Here is a 16,690-nt window from a genome sequence, read left to right as displayed (position 1 = left end):
CCCCGGCGCGTGCCCGCGACCGCCGCACACAAGGGACAACTGATGACGATCGCCACCTTCACCTCCACCGGACACCGCCGAACGGGTCGGCCGGGCAGGTGAGCGGAAAGACCAGTGCCGGTGGCCGCCGGCTCGTCACCGACGCCCGGCGCGAGAACCGTGGCCGCCTCGTCGCCTCGGCCGCCCTGTTCAGCGGACACCAGACCTGCGAAGCACTCGTCCCGGTCGCGATCGGTGTCGCCATCGACTCCGCCGTCGTCACCGGCCGCCACGACCTGCTCGCCGCCAGCCTCGCCGGTCTCGCCGTACTCTTCACCGCCCTCATCCTCTGCTGGCGCTGGGCGGCCCGGCTCGGGCTGGGCGCCGTACTCGACCGCGCCCACCGGCTGCGCCGCCGGCTCGGCCGCGGCATGCTCGACCTGTCCGACCCCGCCCGCACCCGCCCCGACGGCGAACTGCACTCGATCGCCTCCTCCGATGCCGACCGCGCCGCCCGACCCGTCGAATACACCAGCGGCCTGATCGCCGCCTCGGCCGCGATCATCGTGTCGTGCGCGATCCTGTTCGGCATCGACGTACGCCTGGGCGCACTCGTCCTCACCGTCGCCGTCGCCACCACCGTCGCGCTGAACCTGCTCTCCCCGACGATGACCCGGCGCAGCCACGACCAGCAGCACACCGCCGCACAGGCGTCGGCGCTCGCCGCCGACCTCGTCGCCGGCCTGCGGGTCCTGCACGGCCTGTCCGCCCGCGACCACGCCATGACCCGCTACCGCGCCGCCAGCACCACCGCCGCCCACGCCGCGATCCGGGCCGGGAACACCCTCGCCCTGCAACGCGCCGCGACCCTGCTCGCCGGCGGCCTCGTCCTGCTCGTCGCACTCCTGGCCGCCGGCGCGCTCGCCGTCGACGGCCAGATCACCGTCGGGGCACTCGTCGCCGCCGTCGGCGCCGCCCAGTTCCTCAGCGAACCGCTGGCCATGCTCGGCACCCACCTGCAGTTCCGGGCCGGCACCCGGGCCAGCGCCGAACGCGTCGCCGCCGTCCTGGCCGAAAAGTCCACAACAGACGGACCCGGTACGTCGACGGCCGCCCCGCCCCGGCCCGGCCCGCTCACCCTCACCGCGGCCGGCACCTTCACCGCCGCCCCCGGCGAGTTCGTCGGCGTCGTCGCCGACCCCGCCGACGCCACCGCCATCCTCGCCGCACTCACCCCCGGCACCGGCCCGACCCCGTTCACCGCCGAGCTGTCCGGCGTACGACTCGACAAGCTCGACCGCGACGACCGGCGCCGCCTGGTCCACGTCGAACCCCACCGGGTCGACCTGTTCACCGGCACCCTGCACGACAACCTCACCCTCGGCGCCGGAGCCGACACCGACGGGCTCGCCGCCGGCTCCGGCCTGGACGGGCTCGGCGCCGGCCCCGGCCTGGACGGGCTCGGTGACGCCCTGCGGGCCGCGGACGCCGACGAGTTCGTCACCGCCACCGCCGACACCCCGCTGCGCGACCGGGGCACCAACCTCTCCGGCGGCCAGCGCCAGCGCCTCGCCCTGGCCCGAGCCCTGCACACCGCCCCCGACCTGCTCGTCCTCGACCGGCCCACCACCGCCGTCGACTCCGTCACCGAACAGCGCATCGCCGACGGCATCCGCCGGCACCGGCACGCGAACGGCTCACCCACGACCACCGTCGTGCTCACCAGCAGCCCCACCCTGCTGGACCGCACCGACCGGGTCGTCCTCGTCGTCGCCGGGCAGGTCGCCGCCACCGGCCGGCACCACGACCTGCTGCGCACCAACCCCGACTACCGTGAACGGGTGCTCCGATGACCCGGCTGCCCATCGCCGACGCGAAGACCGTACGCACCGGACTGCTCCGCCAGATCCGGCGCCGCCCCGGCCCCACGCTCGCCGCCCTGGCCGTCACCGCCGCCGCCGCGCTCGCCGGCCTCGCCCCCGCCCGGATCATCGGCATCCTCGTCGACCGGGTCCTGGCCGGAACCACGTACGACGAACTCGTCCGCCTCCTGATCTGGACCGCGGTCGCCCTCGCCGCCGGCGCGCTGCTGACCGGACTAGCGGCCGCGCTCACCGTACGCGCCGGACAGCTCCTGCTCGCCGCCGTACGTGAGGACGCCCTCGACGCCGCCCTGCACCTGCCCACCGACACGATCGAGGAAGCCGGCCGCGGCGACCTGCTCAGCCGGATCAGCGACGACGTCGGCATCGTCGCCGAAACCGTCACCAACCTGCTCGCGGTCTGGGTGTCGTCGGCGGTCGTGATCCTGCTGACCGTCGCCGGACTCGCCACCCTCGACCCGTGGCTCGCCCTCGCCGGCTGCGCCACGATCCCGGTGTACGTCTTCGCCCTGCGCCGCTACCTGCCCCGCGCCGTCCCGCTCTACGCCGAACAACGCGTCGCGTTCGCCGACCGGGCCGAGACGATCCTGTCGACCCTCAGCGGCCTCGCCACGATCGGCACCTACCGCGCCGAACCCCGCTTCGTCGCCTCGATCGACGCGTCCTCGGAACGGGCCCGCGACATCTCCCGGCGCGCACTGTGGTTCGTCACCGGCTGGGTGAAGTGGCTCAACATCGCCGAACTCGTCGGTCTGTCCGCGATCATCGCCACCGGATTCCTCCTCGTCGACGCCGGCACCACGACCGCCGGTGCCGTCACCACCGCCGCCCTCTACTTCCACCGCCTCTTCGGACCGCTCGGCGTCGTCGTCATGAGCGTCGACGACGTCCAGTCCGCCATCGCCAGCCTGGCCCGCATCCTCGGCCTGGGCACCGTGCCGGGCCGGGCACGGCAGACCCCGGCACCGCCGCCCGCCGGCCCCGCCACCGTCGAGATCAGCGGCCTGCACCACACGTACGACGCGAACCCGGTGCTGCACGGCATCGACCTGCGGATCGCGGCGGGGGAGCGGGTCGCCCTCGTCGGCGCCAGCGGAGCCGGGAAGACCACCCTCGCCGGCATCGTCGCCGGCACCCTGACCCCCACCGCCGGCACCGTCGACGTACGCGACCCCGCCGGGCAGCGGCCCCGGGTGATCCTGGTCGCCCAGGAACCGCACGTCTTCGCCGGTCCACTCTCGACAGACCTCCGCCTCGCCCGGCCCGAGGCCACCGACCAGGAGATCACCGACGCGCTGGCGCTGGTCGGCGCCGACGGCTGGGTGCGGCAACTTCCCGACGGCGTCGACACCCGCATCGGACCCGGCCACACCCAACTCGACGACGAGCAGCGCGCCCAGGTCGCCCTGGCCCGGGCCCACCTCGCCGCGCCGTCCCTGGTCATCCTCGACGAGGCCACCGCCGAGTCCGGCAGCCACCACGCCGACGTGCTGGAACGGGCGGCGGAACGGGTCTGCGCCGGCCGGACCGCATTGGTCATCGCACACCGGTTGGGACAGGCGGCCCGCGCCGACCGGGTCGTGGTGATGGAGCACGGGCGGGTCGTCGAGGAGGGCACCCACGACGACCTGCTCGCCCGTGGTGGCCCGTACGCCCACCTCTGGGCAGCCTGGAAACCCTGACCGGCTGCCGGCGGGCCATCGGTGGTTTGCGTCTTCGCCCGTTGCTAGGACCCCAAACTCGGATAGATGCGGGCTATCAGCGACGGGTCCTGCACGCCGCGCTGAAAGCTTCCCTACCCGAGACCAACACGGCACCGTAGCACCCCGGACTGTCCCTGATGTACGTCGCCGAAGCCGGGACGATGACCGGCGACCGATACCCGTATCGGTGATGCTCAATTGTGGGTAGGTTGACTTCGGTTGCGGCCACGAGGGCTTCGTCAGGTGGCCGGTCTTGGGTGACGCTGAGCGGACCGGGGAGGCCCTTCGCATGAAGATCATTGCGTTGTCCTGCACACAGAGGCGGCTCCCGTCGCTGACCGACGCGCTGCTCGAGGCGGCGATCACCGGCGTCGTCCGGGAAGTCGGTGACGCGGAGATCCAGCGGATTCGGTTGATCGACCATCGCATCGAGATGTGCGAAGGCGAGGACACCTGCCTTGATCCGGAGGTGGGCCGGTGCACGCTCGACGACGACTTCGCGCATGTCGTCGATCTGGCCGAGGGCGCACAGGCGATGCTGCTCGCCATGCCGGTCTACGCGGGGAACGTACCCGCGGTGTTGAAGATCTTCCAGGAACGCCTGAAGAGCTTCATGAACGCCAGGCAACGCCCGTTCGGCAACCTGCTGGTGGGGACGATCGTTCACTCGCGCACGATGCTGACCGAGCCCGCACTGGCATCGTTGTTCCCGTGGTACCTGCGCCTACGGAACAGGAACGTGGCGTCGGCGTGCTTCAGCCAGAACGATCACCAGGACCTGACCCGCACCGCGGCGCTCGACCTGTGTGTGGCCGTGGGCCGGCAACTCGGCATGACGCTCGACGTCAGCCGGTCGCCGGCCGTCGACCGCACGGCACTGCCGGTGCTTCAATCGCCGGATCGCCCGCGGTGCGGTGATCCGGCGGTGTCCTCTCCTTCCGCGTGAGGGGATTCCGCGCGCCAGGTGCACCCGTCGCCCGCCTGTTCGCAGGACACCGTGACGTCCGTTTCCACGTAGCGGGCGGCGATGGCGGTGTTGAGTTCCTGGCAGTACGGGCACGGTGACGAGAAGGTGAGTACGACGCCGGCGCGGGCGGCCTGTTTGCGGTATCGGAGGATCCCACAGTCGGCGTTGCGCAGGACGGTGCCCGAGGGCTGGGGCTCACTGGTCACCGCCGAGTCGTACAGCAACAGCTGACGCTGCAGCCGGGTCATGAAGTGATCGGTGGCGGACACCCCGGCGGGCCGTTGTGCTTGCAGCAACTCCGCGGTGATGCGGGAGTTTGCCTGGATCCACGCGGCCAGGCCTTCTTCGCCGTGCTCTCCGAGGATGAACTCCTCCGCGGCCGCCTGGGCCTCGAAGAACCGTTGGCGCCACAGGTCGACCTTTTCGGCGGGGGCGAGGGAAGGCGGGTCACCGGTCATGGTCCGCCTCCTTCCCGGTGGCTCCGTCCAACTCGGCGAAGACCTCCTGGGCGACGCGCAGCCCGTTGTTGGTGACCGGCCAGCCACCGTAGTAGGCGAGCTGAATGATGACTTCGACGATCTTCTCTCGCGACATCCCGAGGTGCAGGGCGGCACCGATGTGGCCGCGCAACTCCCAATCGGTCCGTGCCAGCGCGACCGCGGTCAGCGCGACCAGTTCGCGCTCCTCGACGCTCAGGTGCGGCCGGGTCCAGATCTCGCCGAACAGGTGGTCGACGGTGATCTGCAGGAACTCCGGGTAGGAACCCGGGCGCGGTTCGCGGCCGAAGACCTGCTGGAACATGGCCTCACCCCGCTCCCGCCGGGCAGACGGCTGATTCATTGATCAACTCCTTCGTGTTGGCCGAACAGTTGTCAACGTCCGCGACGCCACGAAGGCGACGACCAGCAGCACGGCGCCGCTGCCGAAGGCGGCCGGAACACTCACCCGCTCGGCGATGAGCCCGACGGCGACCGGTCCGACCACGGCGCCGACATCGGTGCACATCGAGAAGACGGCGACGCCACTGCCGGTCCGGCCGGCGACGACGTCACCGATCAGCGCGGCCGGTGCGGCGTTGAGCAGCGCTGATCCCGCCGCGTACACACTGAGCAGGACGACGAGCCAGGCGTAGCTGTCCACGAACATCAGGGCTGCGATCGCCGCCGCTGCCACACCGGTGCCGGCGATCATGGCGAACCGGCGGCCGGCCCGATCGACGACCCGGCCGGCGGGCATGATCAGCAGTGCCTGAACGACGGCGGATATCGTGAACGCCCACCCGACCCACGCCACGTCGTATCGCCATGCCACGACCACCGTGGGAACCAGTGCGGAGCGCAGCCCGAACAAGACCCATCCCTGCGCCAACGCCGCGAGGCAGGCCACCACGTAGCGTCGGTCCCGCAGCAGGACCGGTAGCCGGACCACGTCACGGCCGGGCTCCGCGCCGGCGGTTCGGCCGGTGCGGAGCACCGCCAGTGTCAGCCCCGCGGCGGCCAGCAACAGCACGGCGTACGCCAGGAACGGCGCGGACAGGGCGATCAGCGCGAGGAGTCCGCCCAGTGCTGGTCCGCAGATCCCGCCGAGCAGGAAGCCCGCTTCGAACACGGCGCTGGCCCGGCCCCGCTGGTCGGCCGGCGCGATCGCCAGGAGTGTCGCCAGCGCGGACACCGAGAACAGCACCGAGCCGACGCCGCCGAGGCCGCGGAACACGAGCAGTTGCCCGTAGGACGCGGCGAACGCCGTCAGGGCCGAGGAGACCGCACAGAGCAGCAGGCCGGCGACCAGGACCCGCCGCTCCCCGAAACGAACTCCGAGCCGGCCGCAGAACGGACTGGTGACCAGCCGCATCAACGCGAACAGGGCGACGAGCACTCCGATCTGGGTGGGCCCGGCCCCGAACGTCGCCGCGTAGACCGGAAGCACCGGGAGCACCAGCCCCAGGCCCAGCATGACGCAGCCACCGACGACACTGAGGACGTAGACCTCGCGGGGGAGACCCGGCTGGGCGGCGGCAACGGATGGGACGCTGCCAGTGCCGGCCCTCGTCACTGTCCGGTCACAGGATGATGCTGAGCTTCGCGTGCTCGTACAACGTCTCGTGGTCGAGCACCACGACCCGTCTCCGGACCCGGAACGACCCGCCCTCGACGACGAGCTCGAACCGGTATTTTCCGACGTAGGCGTCAGTGCGCCCGTGCCCGAACCGGTACACGATGACATTCGCCGCCACGTCGAGGTGCGTGCCCCGATCGGTCAGGATCTCCACGTTGCTGATCATCCGATTGGTCCGCGACCGGGGGTTCTCGCACCACACCTCACCGTTGAGGATCTGTTCGATCCGCTGGCGTAGCCGGGCGGCATCATCGTCGATGAGCCCGAGCGCATCGGCCGTCTCGCCACGGACGTCGGTGGCCGGCACCGAGTAGCGGATGTCGTCGGTCAGCATCTCGTCGTACCACTCGCGCAGGCGCCACTCGTCGAGCAGCCGCGCCTCACGGAAAAGGAACTGGCTCACCCGGTGCCACAACCGCACCTGGGCCGCTTCGTCGACCGTCAGCTCGGTGGTCATCGGGGTTCTGCCCCTTGCATCTCGGCCCGGTGGGCGACCTCGAGGTGACCGTCGTCGCCGTGCATCAACCGGTCCCACTGCCGCCAGAACTCGCGGGCGGGAAGCTCGTCGGTCGTCTCCGGGACCTCCTTGTCCATACCGCGTGACAGATCCGAGTAGCGGACCGTGCGGTTGAGATAACCCCGCTGGCACGACTCGACGATCTCGATGTCGTCGGGGGTGGCGAAGCCGGCGGGGCCGAGGAACGTCAGGTAGTGACTCTTGCGGAGTTCCCGGATGTCCGGATCCTCGTCCTTGGGGGCCAGGGCGACCGAGGTGATGGCCATCTGGCCCGCGCCGACCGGGTCGATCTTGCGGATCGTGATCGCGATCGCGTCGATGATCATCAAGTTGGGGAAGATCAGCAGCGCACGATTGGTGCCGGTGATCCGTTCGGCGCGTTCGGCGCCGAACCGGTCGACGAACCGGGCGGCCGTCGCCTCGATCCGCGGCCGGACCTCGGCGCCGAACATCGGCGTCCAGTAGGCGAGCGGGCGGGCTGCCGCCGGTGGCAGCTCGTTGGCGCCATGGCCCAGTCCGAGGGCACGGCCGAAGCCACCTCGTCGTCGTGGCGGCACCGACCCCAGCGACTCCATGTAGCTGACGTAACGCTTGTGCAGGGCCCGGAAGTGGTAGATGTCGACGCTGTTCTCCATCATGAGCTTCCAGTTGGCCCGAGCCCCGTGGAGTTGCGCGCCTTGGATCACCTCCATCCCGACCTCGGACTGGTCGTCGATCAGGTCGAGGTATTCCGTCGCGCCCGCCAGGTATTCGGTCAGGGTGCGCGGCTGCTCCGGGTCGAAGGTGGCGAACACGAAACCCCGGTAACTGTCACTACGGTGCTGCGCCAGGCCGAAGTCCGCCTTGCGGAAGCCCGGCCCGTACCCGTCGGGGATCGGGACCCCGACCAGGTCGCCCTGGTTGGAGAACGTCCAGTCGTGGTACGGGCACCGGAACGATCTGGCCTGCCCGGCCGGCTGCGAGCAGATCAGGGCGCCGCGGTGGGTGCAGCTGTTCGCGAACACCCGGATCACCCCGTCGGACCCGCGTGCCATGACCACCGGACGCCCGCCGACGTCGCGTGCCACGTAGGAGCCCGGCCCGGGCACCTCCGAATCGTGCCCGACGTACAACCAGCAGCGATCGAAGATCCGGGTCATCTCCTGTGCGGCCAGGTCGTCGTCGGTGTAGGCGCGGCGGTCCACCCGGAACGAGAGACGCTCGAGATCATCGATCACGATCGGGTCGCCCACCGGCCGCTGCAGTTCGATCGTCACTGCTCTCCCTTTCGCTGTAGCGTCTCGACCGTGCCGATGACCAGCTCGGCCGTGCGCGCCGCGGAATCGCCGCACTCCGGCTGCGCGGCGCGCAGCCGGGCCCGGTAGTCCCGGGCGGGATCGAGCAGATCGGTGACAGCGTCAGCGACCGCCTGCTCGGTGACGCCGGCCGGCTCCAACGCCGTTCCGAAGCCCGCGCTGGCCACGAAGTGGGCCTGGACGGGCTGATCCACAGCCAGCGGGATCACCAGCATCGGTGTCGCCGCCCGGATCGACTCCGCCACGGAGTTGTATCCGCCATGGGTGACGAACACGTCGGCGCGCTCGAGCACCTCACGTTGCGGCAGGTACGGGGCGGTGAGCACTTCGTCGGGCAGCGCGAGCTCTTCGGCGAGGTCTCCTACCGCGGCGATCACCTGCGCACCGGTCGCCGCCGCCCCGGCGATCACCGTGCGCAGCAGGTCCGGTCGCCGGTAGAAGATCGTGCCGAAGGAGACGTACACCACCGGGCGGTCGGGGTCGATCCGATCCAGGCCCGAGAAGGCGACCTCGTCGCCGCGGGTCCCCGCCGCACCCGGCAATCCGACCAGTTGCACACCGTCGTCGGTGACCCCGTCGTCCCCGACGAGAGCGGGAATCGTCGGCATCAGATTGAGAATCGGTGAACGTGCCGAGTGGGTCCGGGTCGACCACAACACCCCGTGCCTGGTCAGATAGTCGCCGACCTGCTCGTCGTACGGCCAGCGGCCTCGTCGATGCTCGCTCGGGCATACGCCACCCAGGTTGGCCCAGATCATCCCGTACGGCACGCCGGACGCCTGTGCGCCGACCATCGCCGACGCCGTGACCGGCAGCGAATCGACGAGCACGAAGTCCGGCTCCGTCGCACGGATCGCGGCGGCTGTCTGGTCCGCCACCGGCGACGACTGGAGCATCGGGCCGATCTTCGCCGGGTCGCCGCTCCACGGCGCCATCTCGACCTGCCCGACCGCATGGACCTGCGCCTTGCCCAGGACCTGGCGACGCTGCTCGTCGAGCGCGCCACCGTCCGCGGACAACAGCAGCAGTGCGACCTCGCTGCCGGCGGTTTGGAGCGCATTGACCACCGGAACATACGGGTTCAGGTGACCATGCTGAGTCGTGGTGAGGAGGGCGACGCGCATCAGATCTCCGATCCATCGAAAAGAAGCCGACCCGGCCGAAGAACTTCGCCCCCGGACAGGCGAAAACGCCCGGTAGGCGAAAGGGGACCGTCGACGTCCGGGTACTGCTACGAGGCTTTACGTATTCCCCACCATCGCTGATGGACACATCGGTCGAGGCTGCTAGAAACAAGCTCGAAATAATCGACTCACCGTCGAGCAGGTCGGGTTCACCGCCTGCCCCCAGGCAGTTTCGTAAAGCCTGCCGGGATGTGCAATCGTTGTCAATGTCTCGCGCCTGCCAGCTACCACCACTCCGCTCGACACAACTTCGACCAGGCTCGGGACCGCCTCGCGAACAGCACTTCTCTGTGTCAAGACCTTGGCAGCAAAGAGATCTACGGCCGAACCGGGCAAGCGCCGGCGAGGAAGCAATGTGGACGCTCGCCCGAGGCTCGAGGCCGAGCGGTCGACAGGGCGTACGCCGAGAGTCGCAAGGTCAGGCCGTATCCAGGCCGCCAGGGATGGGTCAAGAGCAACGAGCGTCGATCACCGATGATCAATGAGCTGTCAGCTTTGGCGGCATCTTGTCCGTGTTAATCGACTATGCCCTCTCCTTGGCTGATGCAACACCAAGTGTCGACCGGGCCGCTTCTTCCGAAAGGTATGTGTGGGCGGAAAAGGGCGTTTGGGTGCCGGCTTCAAAGTGGTGGGAGACAATGCCCGACGTCCGGATCCCGGACCGTGACGCCAAAGCGGTCCCGGTACGCTCCCTGCGGGACGACACTGCCACCGGCCTGCTCCAGCCGGGCCACCAGGGCCTCGTCGACGGGGGCGCCCAGGTAGAGCACGAGCAGATCCTCGCTGGTGGGTGCCGGCCTCGTCGTGAGGTTGGGGCCACCGACCAGCTCCAGATGCCACGCCGCGTGACGCCACCCGAGGATGACGAGGTCGTGCTCCTCCGGACCGTTCGCGGCGATCCGGTGCGGCAGGTCAAGGCCGAGGCCGTGTACGTAGAAGCGCTCCGCGGCCGCGAGGTCGGTGCACGGGCGGGCGATACGGACCGCCACCTCGTTGATCACCAGGTCTCCTTCCTCTGCTTCCTGCCGGAGCGGTAGGCGGTGGAGCGGTGCCGATTGCCCGTAGGTCAGGGGTTCTTGTGCCGGTGGATGTCCGCGCCCGGAGCGTGGATCAGGGCGATCCGCCGGACGTCCGGGGAGATTGCCAACGCTTGTCAGCTGGTCAGGCGCAGTGGCGAGCGGTCGCGCCACACGGCCGCGACCTCGTCGAGCGAGAGGCCGAGCACCTCGCTCAGGGCCGCGATCGTGCCGAACGCCGGCGACGGCAGCCGTCCCGTCTCGATCTTGCGCAGGGTTTCCGGTGAGATCCCGGCGGCGAGGGCGACCTCGTTGAGTCCGGCCGCGCCGCGCGCCCGGCGCAGCAGTGAGCCGAGCCGTCGGCCGGCTTCGATCTGCTCGGGTGTCAGCGGGTTGCGAACCACGACGTCACTGTACCTCTGAGGGTCGAAGGGGGCGGTTGCGTGCCACGGGCGGACCATGGTTCGGTATTATAATACCGACAGGTCGCCAGAGGAGAGCTTCATGATCCATGTAAAGAGCCCGCAGGAGATCGAGCAGATGCGTCCGGCGGGACAGTTCGTCGCGCAGACCCTGGCCGACCTCCGTGACCGGGCCGCCGTCGGGGTCAACCTGATGGACCTCGAACACCACGCCCGCAAGCTGATCCGCGAGCGGGGCGCGACCTCCTGCTACTGGGACTACGCCCCGTCCTTCGGCAACGGCCCGTTCCGGAACGTCGTCTGCCTGTCGGTGAACGACGCCGTACTGCACGGGCTGCCCAAGAAGTACACGCTGCGCGACGGTGACCTGCTCAGCATCGACTTCGCCGTCTCGGTCGACGGGTGGGTCGGCGACGCCGCCGTCAGCCTCGTCGTCGGCACCCCGGCCGACGAGGATCTACGGCTCATCCGGGCCACCGAGGAGGCCCTCGAGGCCGGCATCGCCGCCGCGCGGCCGGACAACCGCATCGGCGACGTCTCCGCCGCCGTCGCCGCGGTCGCGGCCCGCTACGGCTATCCGGTCAACAACGAGTTCGGCGGCCACGGCGTCGGCCGGACCATGCACGAGGGACCGCACGTCTCCAACACCGGCCGGGCCGGTCGCGGCTACCGGATCCGGCCCGGGCTGGTCTTCTCGATCGAGCCGTGGTTCGCCCGTACCACCGACCGCGTCGTGTACGACCCGGACGGCTGGACCATCCGGTCGGCGGACGGGTCGCGTACGGCCCACTCCGAACACACCATCGCGATCACCGAGGACGGGCCGGTCGTCCTGACCCGGCTCGCCGACGCGGCAGTGCCGGCACCCGAGGCGGCGGCATCCGAGGCGGCGGCCCGGGGATAGCCGCCGTCAGCCGTCCGGGGCGAGCAGCCGCCGGACCTCGCCCGCCGCCGGGTGGCCGGGCGCGACGTCGAGAAACCGCCGCAGGGTTTCCGGTGCCCGGTCCGGGCTGGTCTCCCGCTGGGCCAGGCCGAGCACGAGCAGCGCGTCGGGCAGGTCGGGTGTGCCGGCCAGCACCCGCCGGGCCTCCTGCTCGGCGTCGGCCGGGGCGCCGGCGCGTACCAGGGTGAAGGCCAGCCGCAGCCGGACGTCCACGTCCGGCCGCGTCTCCAGCGCCTGCCGGTACATCCGCGCGGCGTCGGCGTACCGGCCCTGCTGCTCCAGGTCACGGGCCAGCAGCACGGCGACGGCGGCCGGGTCCGGTGGACCGCCGTCGCCGGCCGGCCGGCCGACCTGGGCCGCGCCGAACGCGACCGCGCCGACCATGGCGACCAGGCCGACGGCACCGAGCCGCCAGGCGGTCCGGCGACCCGGCCCGCCGGCCGGCCCCACTGGTACGCCGGTCCGGCGCCCGGCCGGTCGCAGGGTGCGTACGGCCGCGTAGCCGCTGCCCAGCAGCACCAGCGCCGGTACGCCCCACAGCAGCACTCCCGGCCCGCTCAGCGGCGGGTCGGCGAGCACGTCGTCGCCGTAACGTTCGGTGAACCAGTGCCGGATCTCGTCCGGGCTCCGTCCCTGCGCGAGCTGGTCGGCGACCACCTGCCGCATCGCGGCGGCGACCGGCGAACTGGAGTCGGCGACGGACTCGCCCTGGCACGACGGGCACCGTAGGCCGGCCGCGATCGACCGGGCTGGGTCGTCGCCGGCGGCAGCCGACCGGAACAGTGCCACGCCGGCCGCGACGGTCAGCAGCACCAGGACCGCGGCGCCGAGGGCGCGGCGCCGGTTCATCCGGTCAGCAGCGGCCCGACCCGCTGCTCCAGCCACTGCCGGGTCACCTCGCCCCGGCGCCGGTCGACGATCCGGCCGTCGCGGTCCACCACGAACGTCTCCGGTACGCCCCGGGCACCCCAGCCGACGGCGAGCGTGCCGTCGGGGTCCCGGAGCACCGTCATCGACTCGGCGCCGGTCTCCGCCAGCAGCGCCCGTACGGCCGCGGTGCCGTCCTTCACGTTGATCCCGACCAGTTGCACGCCCTGCGCCGACCAGCGCCGCGAGACGTCGACCAGCAGCGGCAGCTCGCGCCGGCACGGCCCGCACCACGAGGCGAAGACGTTGACCAGCACCACCCGGCCCCGGGCGTCGGCCAGGTCGAAATGGCCGCCGTCGAGGGTCGGGCCGGCCAGCGCGGGGGCGGGTGCGCCCGGGGCCGCGCCGGCCGCCGCGTCCGGTGCCGAGCCCGCCGCCCGGTGCAGCCCGACCGCGAGAACGATGCCGAGTACGGCGGTCAGCAGCAGTGCCAGCACCGGCGCCGGCCGCCGGAGCAGGGACACCAGGGCCCGCCCGGTCACACCGGGGTCCGTTCGGCGGGGGCGGCGTCGACCGCCGTACGGCGATCCGGTGGCCGCCGGACGCCGGGCCGGCGGCGTACGGCACCGGCCATCGCCACCACGCCCCCGGCCGTGGTCAGCAGCCCGCCGGCCCAGAGCAGGCCGACGAGCGGGTTGACGGCGAGCCGCACGGTCGCGCTCGTGCTGTCGGCGGCGACCGCGATGAGCGTGACGTAGCTGTCCCGCAGCGGGTCGGACACCACCTCGGGGACGGTGACGGCGGTGTCCCGGCCCGGGTAGTAGCGCAGGGTCGGGCTGGCCGTGCGCTCGTGGCCGGCGGCCGTGACGAGCCGCAGGCGGGCGTCGACCGACATGACCCCGGGGTCGGCGTCGCGCCGGATCTCGACGAGCCGCACCGACGTGGCGCCGAGCCGCAGCGTCTCGCCGACCCGCAGCTCGCGTTCGACGCTGTCGCTGTAGGCGGCCGAGCCGGCCACCCCGAGCGCGACGACGGCGATGCCGGCGTGCGCGAGCAGCCCGCCGAGGCCGGCGGCCCGGGGCCGGCGGCGCACCCGTCGCGCAAACTGGCCGGCGAGCCCGGTGAGGACGAACGCGGCGGCGGCGAAGGCGGCCAGCGCGGGCAGGCCGGGCCGGCTGAGCGTGCCGGCGGCGGCGACGGTGGCCAGCGCCGCCCCGGCCGGCACCGCCAGCCGCCGGTACGTCCCGCGGCCGGCCGACCGCAGCACCGGCGCCACCCCCATCACCAGCAGCAGCACGACGGCCAGCGGTACGGCGGTGCGGTGGTAGTAGGCCGGCCCGACCGCCGTCCATGGCCCGCCGAGCGCGTCGGAGAGCAGCGGGAAGACGGTGCCGATCAGCACCATCGCGGTGACGGTGAGCAGGATGACGGCGTTCGCCAGCAGCGCCGTGCCCGTCGACAGCGCGGCGGTGCGGCCGCGCGCCGGCCGGGTGCCGCCGCGCAGTCCGAAGAGGACGGTCGGTACGACGACCGCGAGCAGGACGGCGCCGAGCAGCATCGGCCCGAGCGGGGAGTCGGTGAACGCGTGGACGCTGGCGACCGCGCCCGACCGGGTCAGGAACGTGCCGAGCAGGACGAGCGCGAAGCTGGCGCAGGCAAGCAGCACGTTCCAGGTGGGGCGGGCGGCGGACCGCCCGAACGAGGTGTGCAGGAACGCGGTCGCGGTCAGCCACGGCAGCAGCGAGGCGTTCTCGACCGGGTCCCACACCCAGTAGCCGCCCCAGCCCAGCACGGTGTACGACCACCAGGCGCCGAGCCCGATGCCGGCGGTCAGCGCCGCCCAGGCGAACAGCGTCCACGGCCGGACGATCCGCGCCCAGTCGTGCGCCGTACGGCCGGTGATCAGCGCCGCGACCGCGAACCCGAACGGCACCACCAGGCCGATGTAGCCGGCGTAGAGCAGCGGCGGGTGCAGGCCCATCGCCGGGTGTTGTTGCAGCAGCGGGTTCGGGCCGGGACCGTCGGGCGGGACCGGGAACACCTCGCCGAAGGGGTTCGCCGCGAAGTGCGTCAACGCGAAGAAGAACGTGCCGGCCGCGCTGACCACCACCATCGCGTACGCGTGCAGCCGGGGCGGGTGGCGGTGGGCGTACCGGGACAGCCACCACGTGTATCCACAGTGGATGAGCAGCCACAGCAGCAGCGACCCCTCCAGGCCGGCCCACAGGCCGGTGACGGTGTAGTAGAGCGGCACGCCCCAGCCGCCGTTCTCGGCGACGAACCGCACGCTGAAGTCGTGCCGCAGCAGCGCCCACTCCAGCAGCGCGCAGCCGGCCACCGCGGCGGCCAGCGTCGCCGTGGTCGCGAACCGGGCCGGGCGGCTCGACCCGCCGAACAGCGCGGTGCGCAGCCAGAGCAGGGTGGACAGGGTGGCGGCGAGCATCCCGCCGGCGAGGACTGCGGTGCCGGCCTCAGCGAGCACCGCCGGCCCTCTCCGGCCCGGACGGCGGCGCGGGGGAGGGGCCGTACTCGTTGCCGTGCTGCACGACCACCCGGTCGGACTCGAACACCCCGCCGGCCGAGAGCCGGCCCTCGACGATCGCCCCCTGCCCCTCGCGGAACGTCTCCGGAGGCATGCCGCGCTGCGTCACCGTGATCTCGTGCCCGTCGCCGCCGAGCCGGAACGTGACCAGGTCGCCGTCGTGCCGCACCGACCCGGGCACGACCTCGCCGCCCAGCCGGGTCGGCCGCCGCCCCGCCGCCGGGTCGTCGAGCACCTCGCCCGGGGTGCGGTAGTAGGTGAGGGTGTCCTGCAACGCGCTGGTGACCAGCAGCCCGCCGGCGGCGAGGAGCACCGCCACGACGGCGATCCGGCCGACCCGCGGCCGGTTCATCCGGCGCCGACCGGCGTGCGGTCGGCCGCCGGCCGCGCGGCGAGCCGGCGTTCCAGCACGACCACCCGGTGGACCAGGACGCAGAACGCCCAGGCCGTGGCGGCGGCGACCGCCAGCAGCAGCGCCGCGCCCATCCGCGGGTCGATCGGCGGGCGTTCCGGGGCGAGCACCGTCGCCGGCTGGTGCAGCGAACGCCACCAGACCACGGAGAAGTGCACGACCGGCACCAGCAGGAAGCCGGCGATGCCGGCGTACGCCGCGGGCCGGGCGACCCGGTGGTCGGCGCCGTCCGGCCCACCGACCCGCTCCGCGAGCAGGCGCCGCAGGGCGAGGTAGCCGGCGTACGCCAGCAGCAGCAGTGCGGTGGTGACCAGCCGGGGGTCCCACGCCCACCAGGTGCCCCACACCAGTTGGCCCCAGAGCGCGCCGGTGCCGATCGCGGCGGCCGTCAGCACCACGCCGATCTCGGCGGCGGACCGCGCGAACCGGTCCCACCGCAGGTCACCGCCGACCAGGTACGCCCCGCCGGCCAGCAGGACGACGGTGAACGCGGCGTACGCCACCCAGGCGGCCGGCACGTGCAGGTACATCAGCCGCTGTGCCGGTCCCTGCAACCCGTCGACGGGCGCCACCACGATCCCGGTCACCGCCGCGGCGGCGGAGAGTCCACAAGCGAGCCACACCGCCGTACGGCGGCCGGCCCGGCCGGTGTCCGACAGGAGGTTCATGCCGGGCCTTCCCATGATCTTCCCTGTCCGCGCCGCCGCCCCGGCACTGGTACCCGATGGATCCGTCGCCTCGTACCTTAGGGCGATTCATTAGGCCAAACCGTTTATCCGCCATATCAGGACGCAAAGTGGCGGTACTGGCTACTGTCCGTGCTGGTGGACACGACCGAGGCAGCA

At 72.1% G+C, this 16,690-nt stretch carries 17 protein-coding genes; 4 read left to right on the top strand and 13 right to left on the bottom strand.

Features of this window, described 5'->3' with window-relative positions:
• Positions 1-98: 98 nt before the first annotated feature.
• The 3 genes from QCD66_RS20615 to QCD66_RS20605 all read left to right on the top strand — a co-directional run bounded on the left by QCD66_RS20615 (position 99) and on the right by QCD66_RS20605 (position 4,511).
• Positions 99-1,832, top strand: coding sequence for an ABC transporter transmembrane domain-containing protein (locus QCD66_RS20615; protein ID WP_375732795.1), 1,734 nt, complete (start codon positions 99-101; stop codon positions 1,830-1,832).
• Entirely contained in the window at positions 1,829-3,544 is a 1,716-nt protein-coding gene (locus tag QCD66_RS20610) for an ABC transporter ATP-binding protein (protein ID WP_375732794.1), read from the top strand. Before QCD66_RS20615 ends, QCD66_RS20610 begins: the two co-directional genes overlap by 4 nt.
• A gap of 310 nt (positions 3,545-3,854) precedes the next feature.
• Positions 3,855-4,511 (top strand): NAD(P)H-dependent oxidoreductase, encoded by a 657-nt coding sequence (locus QCD66_RS20605; protein ID WP_364206790.1) that lies wholly within the window; start codon positions 3,855-3,857, stop codon positions 4,509-4,511.
• Here QCD66_RS20605 and QCD66_RS20600 read toward each other — a convergent pair.
• The 8 genes from QCD66_RS20600 to QCD66_RS20565 form a co-directional block, all read right to left on the bottom strand.
• On the bottom strand, positions 4,454-4,990 hold the full coding sequence (locus QCD66_RS20600) for a hypothetical protein (RefSeq protein WP_375732793.1): 537 nt from the start codon (positions 4,988-4,990) through the stop codon (positions 4,454-4,456). The two genes, QCD66_RS20605 and QCD66_RS20600, sit on opposite strands and share 58 nt — an antisense overlap.
• Positions 4,980-5,372 carry a carboxymuconolactone decarboxylase family protein gene (locus tag QCD66_RS20595; protein ID WP_357543994.1) on the bottom strand — a complete coding sequence of 131 codons (393 nt, stop codon included), beginning with the start codon at positions 5,370-5,372 and terminating at the stop codon, positions 4,980-4,982. Before QCD66_RS20595 ends, QCD66_RS20600 begins: the two co-directional genes overlap by 11 nt.
• A gap of 3 nt (positions 5,373-5,375) precedes the next feature.
• Positions 5,376-6,584, bottom strand: a complete 1,209-nt coding sequence (locus QCD66_RS20590; protein ID WP_375732792.1) for an MFS transporter — start codon at positions 6,582-6,584, stop codon at positions 5,376-5,378.
• A 7-nt stretch (positions 6,585-6,591) separates the two neighbouring features.
• On the bottom strand, positions 6,592-7,104 hold the full coding sequence (locus tag QCD66_RS20585) for an aromatic-ring-hydroxylating dioxygenase subunit beta (protein ID WP_375732791.1): 513 nt from the start codon (positions 7,102-7,104) through the stop codon (positions 6,592-6,594).
• Entirely contained in the window at positions 7,101-8,420 is a 1,320-nt protein-coding gene (locus QCD66_RS20580) for an aromatic ring-hydroxylating dioxygenase subunit alpha (protein ID WP_364206782.1), read from the bottom strand. The genes QCD66_RS20585 and QCD66_RS20580 overlap by 4 nt, the downstream gene beginning before the upstream one ends.
• Positions 8,417-9,583: a glycosyltransferase gene (locus tag QCD66_RS20575; protein WP_375732790.1), complete on the bottom strand. Its 1,167-nt coding sequence runs from the start codon at positions 9,581-9,583 to the stop codon at positions 8,417-8,419. Before QCD66_RS20575 ends, QCD66_RS20580 begins: the two co-directional genes overlap by 4 nt.
• A 680-nt stretch (positions 9,584-10,263) precedes the next feature.
• A complete protein-coding gene (locus tag QCD66_RS20570; RefSeq protein ID WP_375732789.1) occupies positions 10,264-10,644 on the bottom strand; it encodes a VOC family protein in 381 nt (126 codons plus the stop codon).
• Positions 10,645-10,796: 152 nt separating this feature from the next.
• Entirely contained in the window at positions 10,797-11,063 is a 267-nt protein-coding gene (locus tag QCD66_RS20565) for a helix-turn-helix transcriptional regulator (protein ID WP_357544000.1), read from the bottom strand.
• 100 nt (positions 11,064-11,163) lie between these two features.
• Between QCD66_RS20565 and map the strand changes: the two genes are divergently transcribed.
• Positions 11,164-11,985, top strand: coding sequence for a type I methionyl aminopeptidase (gene map, locus QCD66_RS20560; RefSeq protein WP_375732788.1), 822 nt, complete (start codon positions 11,164-11,166; stop codon positions 11,983-11,985).
• Between the two features lie 6 nt (positions 11,986-11,991).
• Here the strand turns inward: map and QCD66_RS20555 are convergent, their stop codons facing one another.
• The 5 genes from QCD66_RS20555 to ccsA are packed head-to-tail and all read right to left on the bottom strand — an operon-like array spanning position 11,992 to position 16,513.
• Positions 11,992-12,873 (bottom strand): cytochrome c-type biogenesis protein CcmH, encoded by an 882-nt coding sequence (locus QCD66_RS20555; RefSeq protein ID WP_375732787.1) that lies wholly within the window; start codon positions 12,871-12,873, stop codon positions 11,992-11,994.
• Positions 12,870-13,433, bottom strand: coding sequence for a TlpA family protein disulfide reductase (locus QCD66_RS20550; RefSeq protein ID WP_375732786.1), 564 nt, complete (start codon positions 13,431-13,433; stop codon positions 12,870-12,872). Before QCD66_RS20550 ends, QCD66_RS20555 begins: the two co-directional genes overlap by 4 nt.
• Positions 13,430-15,373, bottom strand: a complete 1,944-nt coding sequence (locus QCD66_RS20545; protein WP_407566741.1) for a heme lyase CcmF/NrfE family subunit — start codon at positions 15,371-15,373, stop codon at positions 13,430-13,432. Before QCD66_RS20545 ends, QCD66_RS20550 begins: the two co-directional genes overlap by 4 nt.
• The gene (locus QCD66_RS20540) at positions 15,363-15,785 is read right to left on the bottom strand and encodes a cytochrome c maturation protein CcmE (protein WP_364206767.1); all 423 of its coding nucleotides are present in this window, start codon (positions 15,783-15,785) and stop codon (positions 15,363-15,365) included. The genes QCD66_RS20545 and QCD66_RS20540 overlap by 11 nt, the downstream gene beginning before the upstream one ends.
• Positions 15,782-16,513, bottom strand: coding sequence for a cytochrome c biogenesis protein CcsA (gene ccsA, locus QCD66_RS20535; protein WP_375737157.1), 732 nt, complete (start codon positions 16,511-16,513; stop codon positions 15,782-15,784). Before ccsA ends, QCD66_RS20540 begins: the two co-directional genes overlap by 4 nt.
• Positions 16,514-16,690: the final 177 nt, after the last annotated feature.

Source organism: Polymorphospora sp. A560 (assembly GCF_045781765.1).
GTDB lineage: Bacteria > Actinomycetota > Actinomycetes > Mycobacteriales > Micromonosporaceae > Polymorphospora > Polymorphospora lycopeni.
This window is presented reverse-complemented; position numbering and strand designations above follow the sequence as displayed.